Origin of the sequence: Paracoccus aurantiacus (assembly GCF_007993065.1) — a bacterium.
Classification (GTDB): domain Bacteria; phylum Pseudomonadota; class Alphaproteobacteria; order Rhodobacterales; family Rhodobacteraceae; genus Paracoccus; species Paracoccus aurantiacus.
In genome coordinates this window covers 366376-383845 of the sequence record NZ_VOPL01000003.1, presented here as the reverse complement: position 1 = coordinate 383845, position 17470 = coordinate 366376, and the positions used below count along the sequence as shown (strand labels likewise).

At 63.2% G+C, this 17470-nt stretch carries 20 protein-coding genes and 1 tRNA gene; 15 read left to right on the top strand and 6 right to left on the bottom strand.

What is annotated here, in order from left to right; translation table 11 throughout:
- Positions 1-6: 6 nt before the first annotated feature.
- The gene (locus FQV27_RS10235; RefSeq protein WP_147098019.1) at positions 7-459 is read left to right on the top strand and encodes a DNA polymerase III subunit chi; all 453 of its coding nucleotides are present in this window, start codon (positions 7-9) and stop codon (positions 457-459) included.
- A gap of 1 nt (position 460) precedes the next feature.
- Here the strand turns inward: FQV27_RS10235 and FQV27_RS10230 are convergent, their stop codons facing one another.
- Together FQV27_RS10230 and FQV27_RS10225 are read right to left on the bottom strand one after the other, a co-directional pair.
- Positions 461-1033, bottom strand: a complete 573-nt coding sequence (locus FQV27_RS10230) for a retropepsin-like aspartic protease family protein (protein ID WP_147098018.1) — start codon at positions 1031-1033, stop codon at positions 461-463.
- Entirely contained in the window at positions 1030-1644 is a 615-nt protein-coding gene (locus FQV27_RS10225; RefSeq protein WP_147098016.1) for a MarC family protein, read from the bottom strand. The genes FQV27_RS10230 and FQV27_RS10225 overlap by 4 nt, the downstream gene beginning before the upstream one ends.
- A gap of 176 nt (positions 1645-1820) precedes the next feature.
- Between FQV27_RS10225 and FQV27_RS10220 the strand changes: the two genes are divergently transcribed.
- From FQV27_RS10220 to FQV27_RS10155, 14 genes are all read left to right on the top strand, one after another.
- Entirely contained in the window at positions 1821-2075 is a 255-nt protein-coding gene (locus FQV27_RS10220; protein ID WP_147098014.1) for a twin-arginine translocase TatA/TatE family subunit, read from the top strand.
- 24 nt (positions 2076-2099) lie between these two features.
- The gene (gene tatB, locus FQV27_RS10215; RefSeq protein ID WP_147098012.1) at positions 2100-2588 is read left to right on the top strand and encodes a Sec-independent protein translocase protein TatB; all 489 of its coding nucleotides are present in this window, start codon (positions 2100-2102) and stop codon (positions 2586-2588) included.
- A 1-nt stretch (position 2589) separates the two neighbouring features.
- Positions 2590-3444 (top strand): twin-arginine translocase subunit TatC, encoded by an 855-nt coding sequence (tatC, locus tag FQV27_RS10210; protein ID WP_377768768.1) that lies wholly within the window; start codon positions 2590-2592, stop codon positions 3442-3444.
- Positions 3437-4279 (top strand): ATP-binding protein, encoded by an 843-nt coding sequence (locus tag FQV27_RS10205; RefSeq protein WP_147098008.1) that lies wholly within the window; start codon positions 3437-3439, stop codon positions 4277-4279. Before tatC ends, FQV27_RS10205 begins: the two co-directional genes overlap by 8 nt.
- 75 nt (positions 4280-4354) lie before the next feature.
- Positions 4355-5647, top strand: a complete 1293-nt coding sequence (locus FQV27_RS10200) for a short-chain fatty acyl-CoA regulator family protein (RefSeq protein ID WP_147098006.1) — start codon at positions 4355-4357, stop codon at positions 5645-5647.
- A 50-nt stretch (positions 5648-5697) separates the two neighbouring features.
- Positions 5698-6072 carry a response regulator transcription factor gene (locus FQV27_RS10195; RefSeq protein WP_246133063.1) on the top strand — a complete coding sequence of 125 codons (375 nt, stop codon included), beginning with the start codon at positions 5698-5700 and terminating at the stop codon, positions 6070-6072.
- A complete protein-coding gene (locus tag FQV27_RS10190; RefSeq protein ID WP_186827276.1) occupies positions 6069-6380 on the top strand; it encodes a hypothetical protein in 312 nt (103 codons plus the stop codon). The genes FQV27_RS10195 and FQV27_RS10190 overlap by 4 nt, the downstream gene beginning before the upstream one ends.
- Positions 6370-9015, top strand: coding sequence for an ATP-binding protein (locus FQV27_RS10185; RefSeq protein ID WP_147098004.1), 2646 nt, complete (start codon positions 6370-6372; stop codon positions 9013-9015). The genes FQV27_RS10190 and FQV27_RS10185 overlap by 11 nt, the downstream gene beginning before the upstream one ends.
- 60 nt (positions 9016-9075) lie before the next feature.
- A complete protein-coding gene (locus tag FQV27_RS10180; protein WP_147098002.1) occupies positions 9076-10281 on the top strand; it encodes a FliM/FliN family flagellar motor switch protein in 1206 nt (401 codons plus the stop codon).
- A 228-nt stretch (positions 10282-10509) separates the two neighbouring features.
- Complete coding sequence (gene infA, locus FQV27_RS10175) at positions 10510-10728, top strand: translation initiation factor IF-1 (RefSeq protein ID WP_010397442.1); 219 nt, start codon at positions 10510-10512, stop codon at positions 10726-10728.
- A gap of 96 nt (positions 10729-10824) precedes the next feature.
- Entirely contained in the window at positions 10825-11421 is a 597-nt protein-coding gene (locus tag FQV27_RS10170; RefSeq protein ID WP_147098000.1) for a Maf family protein, read from the top strand.
- The gene (locus FQV27_RS10165; protein ID WP_147097998.1) at positions 11422-12462 is read left to right on the top strand and encodes a ribonuclease E/G; all 1041 of its coding nucleotides are present in this window, start codon (positions 11422-11424) and stop codon (positions 12460-12462) included.
- Entirely contained in the window at positions 12462-12620 is a 159-nt protein-coding gene (locus FQV27_RS10160) for a DNA gyrase inhibitor YacG (protein WP_147097996.1), read from the top strand. Before FQV27_RS10165 ends, FQV27_RS10160 begins: the two co-directional genes overlap by 1 nt.
- Before the next feature lie 66 nt (positions 12621-12686).
- Positions 12687-12762, top strand: a tRNA-Phe gene (locus FQV27_RS10155).
- 288 nt (positions 12763-13050) lie between these two features.
- Here FQV27_RS10155 and bhcD read toward each other — a convergent pair.
- The 4 genes from bhcD to bhcA form a co-directional block, all read right to left on the bottom strand.
- Positions 13051-14016, bottom strand: coding sequence for an iminosuccinate reductase BhcD (gene bhcD, locus FQV27_RS10150; RefSeq protein WP_147097993.1), 966 nt, complete (start codon positions 14014-14016; stop codon positions 13051-13053).
- 106 nt (positions 14017-14122) lie between these two features.
- Entirely contained in the window at positions 14123-15286 is a 1164-nt protein-coding gene (bhcC, locus tag FQV27_RS10145; protein WP_147097991.1) for a 3-hydroxy-D-aspartate aldolase BhcC, read from the bottom strand.
- A gap of 10 nt (positions 15287-15296) precedes the next feature.
- Complete coding sequence (gene bhcB, locus FQV27_RS10140; RefSeq protein WP_147098170.1) at positions 15297-16262, bottom strand: beta-hydroxyaspartate dehydratase BhcB; 966 nt, start codon at positions 16260-16262, stop codon at positions 15297-15299.
- Positions 16262-17452, bottom strand: a complete 1191-nt coding sequence (gene bhcA / locus FQV27_RS10135) for an L-aspartate--glyoxylate aminotransferase BhcA (RefSeq protein ID WP_147097989.1) — start codon at positions 17450-17452, stop codon at positions 16262-16264. Before bhcA ends, bhcB begins: the two co-directional genes overlap by 1 nt.
- Between the last annotated feature and the right edge of the window lie 18 nt (positions 17453-17470).

Sequence of the window (17470 nt, the reverse complement as noted above, 5' to 3'; positions counted from 1 at the left end):
GCCCGAATGGGCAACGCGCTTTTCTATCACCTGACACGCTCGCGGCCCGAGGGGCTTCTGCCGCAGCTTCTCGGCAAGGCGCTCGGCGCGGGCTGGCGTGTCGAATTGCGCAGTGATTCCGCCGAACGGCTGGCGGCGCTTGACGCAGCCTTGTGGCTGGATGAAGGCTTTCTGCCGCATGGCCTCGCGGGCGGGCCGCATGACAATCGCCAGCCGATCATCCTGCGCAGCGCTGACGCCCCGCCTGCCGGCAATGCGCCTGATTGCCTGATCGCGATTGACGATGCGGGCGTCTCGGCAGAGGAGGCAGAACGCCTTGCCCGCGTCTGCATCATCTTTGACGGTAACGATCAGTCGGCGGTCGAGCGGGCGCGCGAACAGTGGCGGCAACTGACCGGCGCGGGCATCGCTGCGGAATACTGGTCAGAAGCTGGCGGGCGTTGGGAAAAAAAGCGTTAGATCAGCGTTCCAGCACCATGGTTTCACCTTCGAAACCGACACGGGCGAAGCGGCGCAGATAGGACATCCCAAGTAGCGAGGTGTCCAGATCGCCCTCCACGACATCGGCGCGCACGTTCTCGTCGGTGATCTCGCCGATCTCGATCAGCGCGATCGAAACGGGCGCGGTCGAAACGACTCCATTCGCGGTATAGGCAATGCCGGAATAGCTGAGCTCATCCAGCTCCAGCCCGATCCGTTCCGCGTCGCGCCGTGTCAGCGCAATATCGGACGCCCCTGTATCGACGATGAATTCGACATTCGTGCCGTTCAGGCGAAGGTCGATATAGAAGTGACCGTCGCCGGACATGGGCAGCTCGATCCGGTTGCCCTCGACCATCTGCGGCGGTGCGACGTCGCGCCGGATGTCGTCCCAAAGCCCGAAGCCCGCGATCAGCCCCAGAAAGATCAGCCCCCAGGCCAGCATCTGGCGCAGCGACTTGCTGAAATCCTGTCGCATCTCTGTCAGCAGGTAGCCGCCGACCGCCAGAAGCAGCAGTACCAGATAAGCGATGCGGGGCCATTGATCGTTCATGCGTAAAGCCCGGTTCCGCGCAGCCCGTCGATGATGAACTGCACCGACAATGCCGCAAGCAGCATTCCCAGAAGCCGCGTCACAACCATTGTGCCCGTCCGTCCCAGCAGGCGCGACAGCGGCCCTGCCAGCACGAAAAATACCATGCAGAGGCCAAGCACGAACAGCATTACCAGATGAATGATAAGCGTATGCACCGCCCCCTGATTTTCGCCGACAAGAAGGATCATCGTGGCAAGTGCGCCCGGACCGGCCAGCAGCGGCGTGGCAAGCGGAAAGACCGAAGGGTCATGGTCCTGATCGGCGGACTGACCCTCACGTCGCTCTGTCCTGCGCTCGAAAAGCATGTCGAGCGCGGTCAGAAACAGCAGAATTCCCCCGGCGATCCGAAAAGCGGGCAGCGAAATTCCGATGAATTCCAGAATGTTTTCGCCTGCCAGCCCGAACAGCGTCAGAAGAACCGCCGCGATCACCGTCGCGCGCCAGCCGATGCGCAGGCGCTGCCGGTCGTTCATCCCCGGCGTAAGCGCGATAAACAGCGGTGCCAGCCCGACCGGGTCGATGACCACGAACAGCGTCACAAAGGATGTAATGATGGCGGCCATGTCCATGCCCCGCTTATGACCGAGCCGAAGCCCGCTGCCAAGATGCGGGCCGCCGGCATGATCCCGCGCGGACCCGGTGCGATCACATCCGCGCAAGCTGCAAACGAGGCTTTGCAAATGGGCCGGCGAAGGCATAGATATGTGCCGTCATCGGGCGATCCTGCCCGAGGAGGAATGAAGACATGCTGAACAATATCGGCCTTCCTGGCCTGCTTCTGATCGCCGTTGTCGTGCTCGTCCTGTTCGGGCGGGGCAAGGTTTCTTCGCTGATGGGCGAAGTCGGCAAGGGGATCAGCTCTTTCAAGAAGGGCGTCAAGGAAGGCAGCGAAGAGGTCGAGGATTCGGGCCGGGAACTGACTGCAGAGATGAAGTCAGAGGAGGCCCGTCGCGACGAAAAGCTGCGCGACGTGACGCCTGACGACCAGAATCGGGTCTGAAACACGTCGCATTAGAGGCGCCAGATGCTGGATATCGGCTGGAGCGAGCTTCTGCTCATCGGGGTGGTGTCGCTGATCGTGATCGGTCCGCGCGACCTGCCGCACATGTTCCGGGCGCTTGGCCGGATCACGGGCAAGGTTCGTTCAATGGCGCGCGAATTCTCGTCCGCGATGGAGGATGCCGCTCGCGATTCAGGGCTGGATGAGGCCACCAAGTCGCTGAACGACATCCGCAACGTCACCTCGAAGCGCTCGCTGGGGATTGACGCGCTTGATCGTGCTGCCGACCGGTTCGAGAAGTGGGACCCCAAGATCCCGTCGTCGCGTGCATCTGCGCAGCCCGATCCGGCCGCATCCGACAAAGCGCCGGCGGATGGTGCGACGCCGGCATCTGCACCGGCCGCCACGGCACCAGCCCCTGCAGCACCATCCGCCGACGCGGAAACGCCACCACCCGCATCCGGTCAGCGACGCCTGCATGCCGTTCGGCGCAGCGATTCAAAGGACATCTGAGGTGAGCAAGACCGACGCGCGGGACGAGATCGAAGACAGCTCCGCCCCCCTGATCGAGCATCTGGCAGAGCTTCGGACCCGGCTGATCTGGTCGGTCCTTGCCTTCGTGATCGCGATGGTCATCTGCTATGCCGTCTGGAACCCGGTCTACAACTTTCTGACGCGTCCGATATGTCAGGCGCTGGAGACGCGCGGCCAGGAATGCGGGCTTATCCTTCTGAAACTTCAGGAAGGTTTCTTCGTCGCCATTCAGATCAGCTTCTTCGGGGGCTTCATCCTCGCCTTTCCCGTGATTGCCTTTCAGATGTGGCGATTCGTCGCGCCGGGGCTGTACCGCAGCGAGAAGCAGGCCTTCCTGCCCTTCCTTATCGCCTCGCCAGCGATGTTTTTTCTGGGCGCAGCATTTGCATATTATGTAATTCTGCCAATGGCCTATGACTTCTTCCTCGGATTTCAGCAGGGGCCGCTGGCATTGCCTGACGATGCCGACACGGCATCGACGGCATCGACCGCGATGGCGGGGATCGTCTTTCAGGGATCGGTCAGCGAATATCTTGCGCTGACCACGAAGTTCATTCTTGCCTTCGGGCTGTCCTTTCAGCTTCCCGTCGCGTTGACGCTGATGGGCAAGGCGGGGCTGGTCTCGTCCAAGGGGTTGGGCAGCGTCCGTAAATATGCGGTCGTCCTGATCCTGCTTCTGTCGGCGATCGTGACCCCGCCGGACGTCATCAGTCAGGTGGTGCTGTTCTCGGTCGTCTATGGCCTGTACGAAATCTCGATCCAGCTTGTCCGGCATATCGAGACACGCCGCAATGAAGAACTGCGCGCGCAGGGTCTGCCGGTCGAAGATGAGTGACGATACGCTCAGCCGCATCGCCGACGCGCTGGAACGTCTGGCCCCCGCACCAGCGCCGCCCCCCAGCTTTGCCGAGGCCGATGCCTATATCTGGCACACGCGCCCGGACCGGCTGGAGCCGGTGGCGAGGGTAAACCGGGTCGAGCTGGCGCAACTGGTCGGCATAGACCGCGCGCGCGACATATTGCTGGCCAATACGCTGCAGTTCGCGTCTGGCCACGCTGCCAATAACGCGCTGCTCTGGGGCGCGCGGGGCATGGGCAAATCCTCTCTTGTCAAGGCCGCCCATGCAGAGGCGCGCGCGCAGGGTCTGCCGCTGGTGCTGGTCGAGATCGCACGCGAAGACCTTGCCAGCGTAGACCGCCTGCTGGCTTTGCTGGGGCAGGCCAGCGACCGGCGGTTTCTGCTGTTCGCGGACGACCTGTCCTTCAGCCACGACGATACGCAGTATAAATCGCTGAAGGCGGTGCTGGACGGCGGTCTGGCCGGTCGGCCTGACAACGTCATCCTCTATGCCACGTCAAACCGCCGCCATCTGATGCCGCGCGACATGATCGACAATGAACGCTCGACCGCGATCCATCCCGGCGAAGCGGTTGAGGAAAAGGTATCGCTGTCTGACCGCTTCGGGCTGTGGCTTGGCTTTCACCCCTGCGCGCAGGACGAGTATCTGCAAATGATCCGGGGTTATTGCGACGCCTACGGTCTGGATATCGACCCAGATACCCTGCGGGCCGAGGCGATAGAATGGCAGGCAACGCGTGGCGCACGCTCTGGCCGGGTCGCGTGGCAGTTCTTTACCGATCTGGCCGGACGCCACGGCCTCGCGCTGTAAAATGCCGGACCTTTTGTAAATCATCTTCTGAAACATGTGCTTGCGCGCCGTTTGTTTCGGGCGTTTCATGTAAAGATGAATGAACGCACAAGCCCTCACCGTGTTTCTGCGGGCACGCGCATCCGCGAAAGGCGACTTTCGCTGGGGCGGGCGCAGGCCGATCTGGCACGCGATGTCGGCATTTCCCCCGCCTATCTGAACCTGATCGAGCATGATCGCCGCAATCTGACTGATGCGATGCGCGCCCGGCTGGCCGCCGCGCTGCAAATCTCCGAAGAGGAACTGGAGGGGGGGCGCGCGCAGGCTATTCTGGAGGGTTTGCGCATTGCGGCCGCCGGTGAGGCCGCGACGGATGCGGCGGCCGAGGAAGACCGGATCGCCGAATTTGCCGCGCGCCTGCCCGGCTGGGCGCGGCTGGTCGTTGCGCTGTCGCAGATGAACGAGGCGCAGGGCAGGCGTCTGACGGAACTGTCAGATCGCATGACGCAGAACCCGTATCTTCTGGACACGCTGCACGAGGTGCTGTCGGCCACGACCTCGCTGCGCTCGACCGCCTCCATTCTGGTGCAGGAACCAGAAATGGATCGGGAATGGCGGGCGCGCTTTCATGGAAATCTCGATCAGGACAGCAGGCGCCTGTCCACAACGGCCCAGGCCCTTGTCGCCTATCTCGACGGGTTCGAGGATGATGCAGGCCTGCTGACCCCGCACGAGGAATTCGAGGCATGGCTGGCCGAGGGCGCGCCACAGGACCTGCCCGCATCCGACGCAGCGCGCGATCTGGCGCAGGACTGGCAGGATCGCGAAAGACGCGATCTGGCTGACTTGCCGACCGAGGTTCTGGCCGCCGCGACCGGGACTGATCCATCGCCCGATCCGCTGCAATTGGCGCAGGATCTGGGGCTGCCCGCGGATCTGGTGCTGCGCCGCCTGGGCATGACCGAGCCTGACAGCGGACTGCTGATCTGCGACGGTGCGGGGGGGCTGATCTTTCGACGCGCCGCGCGTGGCATGTCATTCGGGCGGCCCGGCGATTCCTGTGCGATGCTTCCCATCTTCGAGGCGATTGGCCAGCCCGGCACCGCCGTGTCACGCCTGATCGAGCTTGAGACAGGGCAGCGACTGAACGCAATCGCGCTTGCGACACGCCAAAGTGCCGGCGGTCTTTCCGGCCCTTTCCTCAGCCATTCCGTGATGTTGATGCGCCCTGCGCCGGCAGACGCGCCCGTCGCGCCGGGTCAGCCGGTTCCCGTCGGCCCGAGTTGTCGCATATGCCCGCGCAATTCATGCCCGGCGCGCCGCGTCAGTTCGATCCTGCATACGGCTGGCGCGACCGGCAGACGCAGTTCAGGAGCAACCCGGCTTTGACAAGCGTCGTGACCCTGCTTATCCGTGAAGGCAGGGCGAGAGGGGGCGAGGTGTCAGACACCGACATCCTGTTGATCGAGGACGAGCCAAACATCGCCGAGGCGGTGCGCTTCATCCTGACCCGTGACGGCTGGCGACTGGATCACTGGGGCGAAGGTGGACAGGCGCTGGATCATATCGCGCGTCTGCGGCCACGATTGGTGATTCTTGACATCATGCTGCCCGCGCAATCCGGGCTGGAGGTTCTGTCTGGCCTGCGCGCCGATCCATCGCTGGCCGCGACGCCGGTGCTGATCCTGACCGCGCGCGGCACGGCGGGGCGCAGTGGGATCGCACCCGCCGATGCCGACAGGATCATGTCGAAGCCCTTCGACAATGACGAATTGCGCAGAACAGTTGTCGAAATGCTGGGCGCGCCGGGATGAGCCTGCCAAATGACAGGCCCATATTTCTGGAACGCGCCGCTTATCGCCGTCGCCGCCTGAAGGATGCGGCGCGCATCCTGCCCATCGTGACACTTGCCGCGTTGCTGCTGCCGGTCTGGCTGATGCCGGATGCGCTGTCCGGCGCAGGCGGAATGATCTGGCTTTTCGCGCTTTGGCTTCTGGTAATCGCTGTCTCTGCGGTGCTGCATCGCCGGCTGTCCGCAAAACCCGCCCGGTCATTGCCACCCGCACCGCCCGCGCCGGCGCAGATCGCACCAGGCGGAGGAGCTGCGCCGGATGAGCTTTGACACGCTGGTCTTCGCAGCGCTTGTCTATGTCGGCCTTCTGTTCGTGGTCGCATGGGCCGCGGACCGCGCCGCGTCGCGCGGGCGCACCCGCTGGACCGAGCGCCCGATCGTCTACACCCTCTCGCTCTCGGTCTATTGCACGGCGTGGACATTTTACGGCGCAGTCGGCTATGCGAGCCGATCCGGGCTTGAATTCGTAACAATCTATCTGGGGCCGACGGTGGTGCTGGCCGGAAGCTGGTGGGGGCTTCGCAGGCTGGTCCGCGTGGCCAAGATGCACCGCGTAACCTCGGTCGCCGACCTCATCTCGGCGAGGTTCGGGAAGTCGAACCCGCTCGCCGCGCTGATTACCCTGATCTCACTGGTTGCCGCGACGCCATATCTGGCGTTGCAATTGCAATCGATCTCGCTGTCATTTGCTGCCTTCGGACCCGGCGACGTGCTGCCCGGTCCGCTCGACCTTTGGGTCGCAGCCGGACTTTCGGTTTTCGCAATTCTGTTCGGCACCCGCAATCTCGCGGCAGATGAGCGTCATCACGGCGTCGTCATGGCCATCGCCGTCGAGGCCGTGGTCAAGCTGATTGCCTTTGTGGCGCTTGGTGTCTGGGTGATCTGGGGGCTTGCCGGTGGGCCAGCAGATGTGATCGGGCGCATCGCTGCGCGGGCCGCCGATCCTGATGCTGCGGGCTGGATGCTGCGCCCCGACCGCTGGACCGCCCTGATCGCTGTGTCTGCGGCGGCTATCGTCACGCTGCCGCGCATGTTTCAGGTGCTGGTCATTGAACCCGCTGACGAAACCCCCCTCAATTCAGCGGCCTGGGCGTTTCCGGCCTATCTCATGGCGATGTCGCTTTTCGTGCTGCCAATCGCCGTGATCGGCCGCGAGATGCTGCCTGCCGAGGTGTCGCCGGACCTCTATGTCCTGCACCTGCCACTGTCGCAGGGCGCGAACGGGTTGGCGCTGCTGGTCTTTCTTGGTGGGCTCAGCTCTGCCACGTCGATGGTCATTATCAGCGCGATCGCGCTGGCAACGATGATCTCGAATCACTGGCTGGTGCCGCTTTATCTGGCGCTCAAGCGGACAGAGCCGGGCGACGCGGCGCCGGCTAGCCTTCGCAGTCCGCTTCTGATCTCGCGCCGTTTCGCGATCCTTGCGGTGATCGGGGCGGGGGCTGTCTATCAGGCATATGGCGGCGGTCAGGCGCTGGCGGCGATGGGAACCGTCGCCTTTGTCGGCGTCGCGCAGCTTTTGCCGGCAATGCTGGGCGGTCTGTTGTGGCGCGGGGCAACGCGGCTTGGTGCCTATTGCGGCATCACGGCGGGTTCGGCGGTCTGGCTGGCGCTGGTATTCCTGCCCTCGCTCGGCTGGGTTCCCGATATCAACTGGGGCGGCGTCGACGCACTGGCGGCGGCAGTGCTGATCTCGCTCGGGCTCAATGTGGCGCTGTTTGTCGGGGTGTCGCTGATCACGCTTCCCGATCCGCAGGAACGTCTGCAGGCGCTGTCATTCGTTCACGCCGTCGCCCCCGAAGCGGCAGCGGTCAGTACGCCGCCCCGCGCGGATGGTGCCGCCCGCGCCGAGGCTCTTCTGACGCTCGCCCGCAGGATCTGGGGTGGAGACGAGGCGCTGCGCTTTTTCCGGGCCGAGGCTGAACGGCAGGGAAAATCAGGTTTTCTGCCCGATGTCAGCGCCGGTTTTCTGTCGCGTCTGGAACGTCGGCTGGCGGGGGCCGTCGGGACCGCCACAGCACATGCCATGCTGGCCCAGGTGGCGGGACAGCGCCCGACCTCGATGGCCGAGCTGATGGCTGTCGCCGGCGAGGCGCAGCGGGCGCAGGAACGGGCGCGGCGGCTGAAAGACGATTCGGACGAGTTGGCGCGTACAGCGCGCAGCCTGCAGGAAGCGAATGACCGCCTGACCGCGCTTTCGGTGCAGAAGGACGCGTTTCTTGGTCAGATCAGCCATGAATTGCGCACCCCCATGACCTCGGTTCAGGCATTTTCCGAACTGCTGAAACTTCCCGACATTTCGGTCGAGGAGCGGACCCGGTTTGCCGGGATCATCCACGAGGAAGCCTCTCGACTGACCCGGCTTCTGGACGATCTTCTGGATATTTCCGTTCTGGAAAGCGGCCGCGCGCGGCTTTCGCCGTCCGTGGCCAACCTTCATGACATCATCTCGCGCGCGATCGAGGCGAGTTCGGCGCTTGGCCGTGGCAGAGCGCTGACCATAGACCGCGACCAGCCGTCAGAGCATTTGATGGTGCTGACCGACGCGGACCGTTTGCTTCAGGTGCTGATCAACCTGATTGGAAACGCCCGCAAATATTGCGATGTCGCGCGCCCGGTGCTGAGCATTCGGGCGCAGCAGCATCGCGGAACGACACAGATCGACGTGATGGACAATGGTGCGGGCATTCCCCCCGAAAAGCAGGATCTCATTTTCGAGAAATTTTCGCGCCTGAACGACCCGTCGCGGGCCGGGGGCGCGGGCCTCGGGCTTTCGATATCCCGCGAGGTGATGACGGTGCTTGGCGGCTCTATCACCTATCTGCCCGGGCATGAGGGCGCGGCATTCCGGCTGGTTCTGCCGCACCGACCGCCGGGCTTCGGCGACGACAACGCGCCCGCGTAAACCGAATATCAACCTTGAGCGTGCAAGTCTGCAACAAGGCAGAGATGATTCGGGCAGGCAATGGCAAGGGCAGCGGGCAAGAAAACGGCAGCGGCGCAGGATGCCACCGCGCGCGGAACCGTGGCGGTTCTGCGCCGCTATCTCGCACGCAAGGGGGCTGCCGAAGGGGCAGATGTTGTGCCAAGTCGCGCGTCCGACATGCCAGCGGCATCGACCCCGGAACGTGCGCTGACGCTTGCGGTAGGGCGGGCGGCGCAGAAATCATGCGCAATGCCGGTCTATCCGTCGCGGACCTACATCGAAACTGCGAGCCTCGCGGAACTGTCAGAGCGTTTGCCAGAGCGGGCGCTTATCATGATTGTCGAAGATGCGCAGGGTCTGCTGGGGATCGTGGCGCTTTGCCCGGAGTTCCTGACCGCCATAATCGAAATGCAGTCGATCGGCCGCGTAACACGCACCCCCCCGAGAGAGCGTCGCCCCACGCGCACCGATGCCTCGATCTCTGCTGAATTCGTCAATGCGATGCTTGCAGAGCTTTCCGCCGAAACCAAAGGCCAGGGCGTTGAGGTTACGGCCTATCGCTTCGCAAGCTTCGTTGACGATCCAAAACCACTTGAGCTGATGCTTGAAGACCTCGCCTACCGCTCGATGCGCGTGGACCTGCGGCTTGGTCATGGTGGTGTGCGCGACGCAAGCCTGCTTCTGTTCCTGCCGGGTGGCGAAACCGATGCAAGACGGGGCCGGGACGAAGTTGGTGCCGGGATTTCGCGGCATGCCCCGCATGTCCAGCAAAGCCTTGCCAGCGCAGTGCGCCGCGCACCGATTTCGCTGCATGTCGTGCTGTGCCGCCGTCGGATTTCGCTGCGCGAACTTCGCGCGCTTCAGCCCGGCGCGGAGCTTAATCTTCCTGCGGGGGCAATGGGTGCGGTTCGGCTGGAAACCGGCGCGAGCCAGCTTCTGGCGCAGGGAAAGCTCGGCGCGTTCCACGGAATGAGGGCTTTGCGTATCGGCGGCATGGCGGGAGGCAACCGGTTTCATGCCTCGGGCGAAGATGCTGAAACCGCGAGGACAGGGCTTCGTGATGATGACCGGCAGGCCACAGATACATACCGCGACAATATCTTCACGACCGGCGCCGCTCTTGCCGGCGGCGACGACGACGATACGGTCGCGATGCTTCCTCTTGGCGACGCAGATGCCCCTGACCCGTTCCGCGAAACGGGCGATGATCCCGAAGAGGATGAGAATATGCTGATCGCGAACTAGCGGCGCAGGCGCTTTATTCCGGCAAAAACGTGTGCCTCATTGGACCGCCATGCAGATCACTTTTGGGGTTCACTGACGAAGGTCTGCATGCCTCTCTCCGCGCCGCTTTTGTCACGCGACTGCCGCGAAACGATGCTATGCGCGCTTTTTCCCTTGAAAACCGGGCGGCACGGACGCATTTAACCAGCGCCCCGCAGCTTGATGCGGGTATGCTGTCTAGGAGTGACCATGGCCAAGGAAGAAATGCTCGAATTCCCCGGCGTCGTGAAGGAACTCCTGCCCAATGCGACATTCCGGGTCGAGCTAGAAAACGGCCATGAAATCATCGCGCATATGGCAGGGAAGATGCGAAAAAACCGCATCCGTGTTCTGGCTGGCGACAAGGTTCAGGTGGAAATGAACACCTATGATCTGACCAAGGGACGGATCAACTATCGCTTCAAGTGACCGTGCGGCGCGGCACATCGCGGTGTCGCGAAGCGGCGGGGTCGGTATATGTGACTTCGCGACGCGGAGCGCTGTCGAAAGAAAACGTCGATTGATATGACCAGCGTGCCGACATCCCGGCTGATCCTTGGCTCTGCCAGCCCGCGCAGGCTTGATCTGCTGCGCCAGATCGGGATCGTACCCGACGACGTCCGCCCCGCCGATATCGACGAGACGCCCGCCAAATCTGAACGCCCGCGCGACTATGTCAGGCGGATGGCGGCTGAAAAGGCGGCGGCCATTCCTGCGGGGCCCGGCGAGATCGTCCTTGCTGCCGACACGACCGTCGTTGCGGGTCGCCGGATTCTTGGAAAGCCGAATGACATGTCCGAGGCCCGCGATTTTCTGCGCCTGCTCGCAGGCCGCCGACATCGGGTCATGACCGCCATCGCTGTGCGCCGTCAGGACCGCGAATGGGTTCGCGTGGTGGAAACCGTTGTGCGTATGCGCGCCCTGAGCAAAGGCGAGATTGACGACTATCTCGCCAGTGGCGAATGGCAGGGCAAAGCCGGTGGTTACGCGATTCAAGGCCGAGCGGGGGCGTTTGTCGACTGGATGTCAGGCTCTTTCAGCGCTGTCGTCGGCCTGCCCCTGGCAGAGACACAGGTCCTGCTGCGCGCTGCGCAATCGACTTGCACGCAAGAGGACGCCTAGATGAAGGGACGCGAAATACTGCTTGGCAAGGTCGCCGGTCGAGAGGCCGCGCTGCTGATGGTCGATGGCCGCCTTGAGGATGTCGCGATTGATGCATCTGATCTGGTTGCATTTGCGCCTGGTGCGATCCTGCGTGGCCGCGTCAACCGGCTGATGAAGGGGCAGGGCGGTGTGTTCGTCACCCTGCCGGACGGTGCAAGCGGCTATCTCCGTGATCGCAGTGGTCTTAGCGAGGGTCAACCGGTTCTGGTGCAGGTGAGCGGCGTAGCCGAGGATGGCAAAGCCGTGCCACTTTCGTCTCGCGTCCTTATTCGTGGCCGCTACGGCATTGCGACCCCCGGAGTGCCGGGCGTGAACGTTTCGCGGGCGATACGCGACGCCGACCGCAGGTCCGAGCTGCAGGACATTGGAAATGCGGCGCTTGGCGGAGCTGAGACGGGTCTGATCCTGCGCAGTGCCTCGGTTGGGGCCGAAGACAGCGACATCGCCGCAGAACTCGCCGATCTGGCAGCGATTGCGAATGATATTGCCGCCGATCTGGACGGCGCGCCCGAATTGCTGCTGGACGCGGCCAGCCCATCCGAAACCGCGTGGCGCGACTGGGCAGTGCCGCCACCTGATGTCGTGACGGAGCATGACATCCTGTCGCCGGATGCGCAGGACACCCTGTCCGCGCTTCTGTCGTCGCGGGTCCCGCTGCCTGCCGGCGCGTCTGCCTATATCGAGCAGACGCGCGCGCTTGTCGCCATTGACGTGAACACAGGCAGCGACGGCTCGGCCGCTGCCGGGCTGAAGGCGAACATCGCCCTTGCGCGCGACCTGCCGCGCCAGCTTCGCCTGCGCGGTCTCGGCGGACAGGTCGTCGTGGATTTCGCGCCGATCCCCAAGCGCGAGCGCGGTACTCTCGAACAAGAACTGAAGAAGGCATTCCGCGCGGACGGCAGCGATGCGGTTCTGTCTGGCTGGACAGCGATGGGACTATTCGAATTGAGCCGCAAGCGCGACCGAATGCCGATCAATCGCCTGCTGGAGGGATTGTGATGGCGAAATGTCCGATATGCGGCAAGCCCGGCATCAAGGCCTACAGGCCCTTCTGTTCGCGGCGCTGCGCCGACCTGGACCTCGCACATTGGCTGCGTGGCGACTACGTCATTCCGGGCGAACGCGCGACACCCGAGGATGACGATCAGAAAGAATAGTTTTTCGCTCTGGACACTGCAGTCTGGCTTGCGTAAACACCCTCACACCTCAGCAGAGGCTGATGTGCCCGGATAGCTCAGTTGGTAGAGCAGCGGATTGAAAATCCGCGTGTCGGTGGTTCGAATCCGCCTCCGGGCACCATCTTTTCAAAGACATGGCTGTACCGCGCGCTTGCAGGGTAGTACTTTTGGCATCAGTTTCGTGCTCTGATGTTGTTCCGTTGACCTGCGCTTTGTTCCTCGCCTGACGGGCGTGCATTTCCTGACGCGCTTCGCCTGCATACTTGCGAATCATCTCCTTGGCGACAACCGGTCCATTGCGCAGTTCAGGTTGCCGGGCAGGCGATGAAGGTCAGGTGGCGCAGACGCAATACGCCGAAAAAGGCGGCCTCATTCGGGTCGCCTTTCGTTTTGGTGTTCGGGGTTCAGGTCAGAGCTCGACCTCAGTCGCCACACCCTTTTCGGCCGCCAGTTCGACGACCGCAGCCGCGACTGCAAGGTCCTGCAACCCGACGCCTGTGCCGTCGAACAGCGTGATCTGATCGTCAGAACTCCGCCCCGGATCGGTGCCGTTGATGACCGCGCCAAGCTGCGCAATATCCGTTTCGGCGATCAAACCCGCCGCAATCGCATGCTGCGACTCGCCAATGGTGACAGATTGCGCGATCTCATCGGTAAAGACTCTGGCACCGGCCAGAAGCTGGGCGTCAACTTCCTGTTTGCCTTTTGTGTCGGTACCCATGCAGGCGATATGGGTACCGGGGCTGACGTGATCCTTCATCAGGATCGGCGCGAAGGACGAGGTGATGGTGACGATCACGTCCGCTTGACGCATCCCGTCAAGCTCGACCGCCTCGAAGGGCAGGCCGGCCTCTGCCGCGATGTCTTCCAGATTTTTCAGCATTTCTGGATGCCGGTTCCAGCCGATGACCTTTTCGAAATCGCGCTGCTCCAGCGCCGCACGCAACTGGAATTTCGCCTGATGCCCCGCACCGACCATGCCGATCACCTTCGCATCCTTGCGCGCTAGATGCCGGATCGACACCGAGGATGCGGCAGCGGTCCGCAAAGCCGTCAGCAGGTTGCCGCCGACCATGGCAATCGCCTTGCCGGTATCGGGATCGAACAGGAAAACCGTCGACTGATGGTTGATAAGCCCGCGCTTTTCCAGATTGTTCGGCCAATAGCCGCCCGCCTTCAGCCCCAGCGTCAGACCGGCCCGGTCGAACCCACCCTTGAAGCCGTAAAGCGCATCCTCATGCCCGATCGCCTCGCGCACGACGGGGAAGTTATAGGCGTCACCTGCGGCCATGGCGGCAAACACTTTTTCGACCGCGTCGAAAGCGGCCTCGCGCGTCATCAGCTCAGCAATTTCGCGCTCTGGCACGATCAGCATGTCAGTCTCCGTATGGATTTCGTGCGCCCATGTGCCTGTGCCGGAAGGTAAGCAGCACATGGGCGGCGTCCGCTGCCCTCGCGGCAACGGCCTTCCTTGAGGGATGTCAGTAGGCTTTGCCGCGGGCCGAAACCGGCCAGACCACCTCGACCTTGTTGCCGCGAACGCCGACATACCAGTCATGGACATTTGCAGTCGGGTCGCAGTGGCCGGGGACCAGCCGCAGCTTTTCGCCCACCTTCAGCACGCCCTGCGGGTCAGCGATGACGCCATGTTCGTCCGAGCATTTGACGTATTCGACATCGTCGCGGCCATAGATGAAGGGCAGGCCGCTATCGACCGATTGCGCCTTCAACCCGGCATCGCAGATCGCCTTGTCGGGCTTTGCGTGGCTCATCACCTGGGTCAGGATGAAGAAGGCGTTTTCCCATTCGCCCTGATCTATGCGCTTGCCGTCCTTGTCCAGAATGCGGCCATAATCTGCGTCCATGAACGCATAAGATCCGCATTGCAATTCATTGAAAACGCCGGAATTCGATTCGAAGTAGTACGACCCGGTGCCGCCGCCGGACACAAGTTCCGGCTTCAGCCCCACCGCTTCCAGACCGGCCACGGCGTCCTTGACCATTGCAATCGCGATATCCAGCTTTTCCTTGCGCGCCTCATAGCTGTCCAGATGCTGCATCGCACCTTGATAAGCCTGAATGCCGGTGAATTTCAGACCCGGCGCGGCGTCGATGGGCTGCGCGATCTGCACCACGGCCTCGGTCGAGGTGACCCCGCAGCGCCCCGCGCCGCAGTCGATTTCGACGAAGCATTCGATCTCGGTCCCGTGCTTCTCAGCGGCAGCCGACAGGTCCGCTACATTGTCGACGTCATCGACGCAGACGATGATGCGTGCGCCCAGTTTCGGCAGCCGCGCCAGTCGGTCGATCTTGGCCGGGTCGCGGACCTGGTTTGACACCAGAACATCCTTGATGCCGCCACGGGCAAAGACCTCGGCTTCCGACACCTTCTGGCAGCAGACGCCGACAGCGCCGCCCAGACGTTCCTGCAGCTTGGCCACATCGACCGATTTGTGCATCTTGCCGTGGACGCGGTGGCGCATCCCATGCGCCTTGGCGTAATCGCCCATCTTCTTGATGTTGCGTTCCAGCGCGTCCAGGTCAAGGATCAGGCAGGGCGTCTGGATATCCGCCGCGTCCATACCGGGCAGGGCGGGGACGTCGAAGCCGACATCCAGCGTTTCGAGGTTGACAGGTGCGTTCATGGCTTTGTCCTCAGTTATTCCAGGGCAGGCGGTCCAGATCGACATTGCCGCCCGTGATGATGATGCCGACGCGCTTGCCCCTGAAGGCGGCGGAGTTCTTCAGGATCGTCGCCAGCGGGACGGCGCTTGAGGGTTCCGCCACCACGCGCAGATGCTTCCAGATCAGCTTCATCGCCTCGACGATCTCCTGCTCGGAGGCCGTATAGATCTGCGCAACATGGTTCGAAACGAAATGCCATGTCAGGTCCTTCAGCGGCACCAGCAGCCCATCGGCCACCGATTTCGGCGCGTCGTCAGCGATGATCCGGCCCGCCTTGAAGCTGCGATAGGCGTCGTCGGCGGTTTCGGGTTCCGCCGCGATCACCTGCGTTTCGGGTGCCAGCGTCGACAGCGTCAGGCAGGTGCCGGAAATCATCCCGCCGCCGCCGATGGGGGCCACGACAATGTCCAGCCCGTCCGTCTGCTCGATCAGTTCTTTCGAGCACGTCCCCTGACCGGCGATCACGCGCGGATCGTTATAGGGGTGGACGAAATCGCCCCCGGTTTCGGCCTGCACGCGCGCGAATGTCTCCTCTCGCGACGAGGTCGACGGCTCGCATTCGGTGATCCTGCCAACGTAACGGCGCACGGTGTCCTTCTTCGCCTGCGGTGCTGTGCGCGGCATGACGACATTGCAGGGAATGCCCCGCAGCATCGCGGCATAGGACAGGCAGGACGCGTGGTTGCCCGACGAATGGGTGGCAACACCCAGCTTCGCCTGTTCCTCGCTTAGCCCGAAAACCGCGTTGCTGGCGCCGCGGACCTTGAAGGCCCCCGGCTCCTGAAAGTTTTCGCATTTGAAGAACAGCTGCGCGCCGGTCAACTCGTTCAGGTAGTCCGACACGCGAACCGGGGTCAGGCGGATATGCGGCCTGATCCGGTCATGCGCGTCCAGCATGTCCTGATAGCTGGGGATCTGCATCGCCACGTCCTTCATCACGCGGCGGCCTTGTGGGCGCTCGCCGGATTTGCGCGGTAATATTCCTGCGCCGCCGCAACGCCCGAACCCAGCCGGATCTCAAGCCCCAGATCGGCCATGCACATCTCGGCCGTGGCCAGACCCGACAGCGTCATGACATCGGTCAGGCTGCCCAGATGGCCGATGCGGAAGACCTTGCCCGCGACTTCACCCAAGCCCACGCCAAAGGCGACTCCGTAGATCTTGGCGGCATGGGTGACGATTTCGGTGGCATTGAACCCGTCCGGCGTGCGAATCGCGCTGACCGTGTCGGAATAGACCGACGGATTGGCGGCACACAGCTTCAGCCCCCAGGCTTCGGTCGCGGCGCGAACGCCTTCGGCGATGCGGTGGTGGCGGGCAAAGACATTTTCCAGCCCCTCGGTCAGCAGCATCCCGCAAGCCTGATTAAGCCCGTTCAGCAGGCCAACCGCCGGGGTGTAAGGATAGGCGTTATTCGCATAGCTTTTTTCCATGTCGCGGACATCGAAGAAGGTCCGGGGCAGGGTGGCCGATTTCGTCGCCTCCATCGCCTTCTGGCTGAAGCCGAGGATGGCAAGGCCCGGCGGCAGCATGAAGCCCTTTTGCGAGCCGGTGACGGCGATATCAACGCCCCATTCGTCAAAGCGGAAATCCATCGACGCGATAGAGCTGACGCCATCGACAAACAGCAGCGCCGGGTGGCCTGCCGCATCCAGCGCGCGGCGGACGGCGGCGATGTCGGATTTCACGCCGGTCGCGGTTTCGTTATGCGTGGCCAGAACGACCTTGATCTCGTGGTTCTTGTCGGCGGTCAGGATCTCTTCATAGCGTTCTGCGGGCAGACCTTCGCCCCAGGGCGTTTCGACGATCTGAACGTCCAGCCCGTGGCGCTGGCACATGTCGATCCAGCGGTGGCTGAACATGCCGTTGCGGGCCGCCAGAACCTTGTCACCTGCCGACAGCGTGTTGCTGAGCGCGGTTTCCCATCCGCCGGTTCCGGTGGAGGGGAAGATGAAGATCTCGGCTGCGTCGCTTTTCAGCACCTTCTTCACGCCTTCGCGGGCGGGGTGCAGGATCTGGCCGAACAGCGGCGAACGGTGGTCGATCGTCGGCATGTCGCAGGCCTTGCGCAGGTTTTCCGGGATGTTCGTCGGGCCCGGAATGAAGACTGGGTTCTGAAAGCTCATGGGGGTCTCCTTCCATCG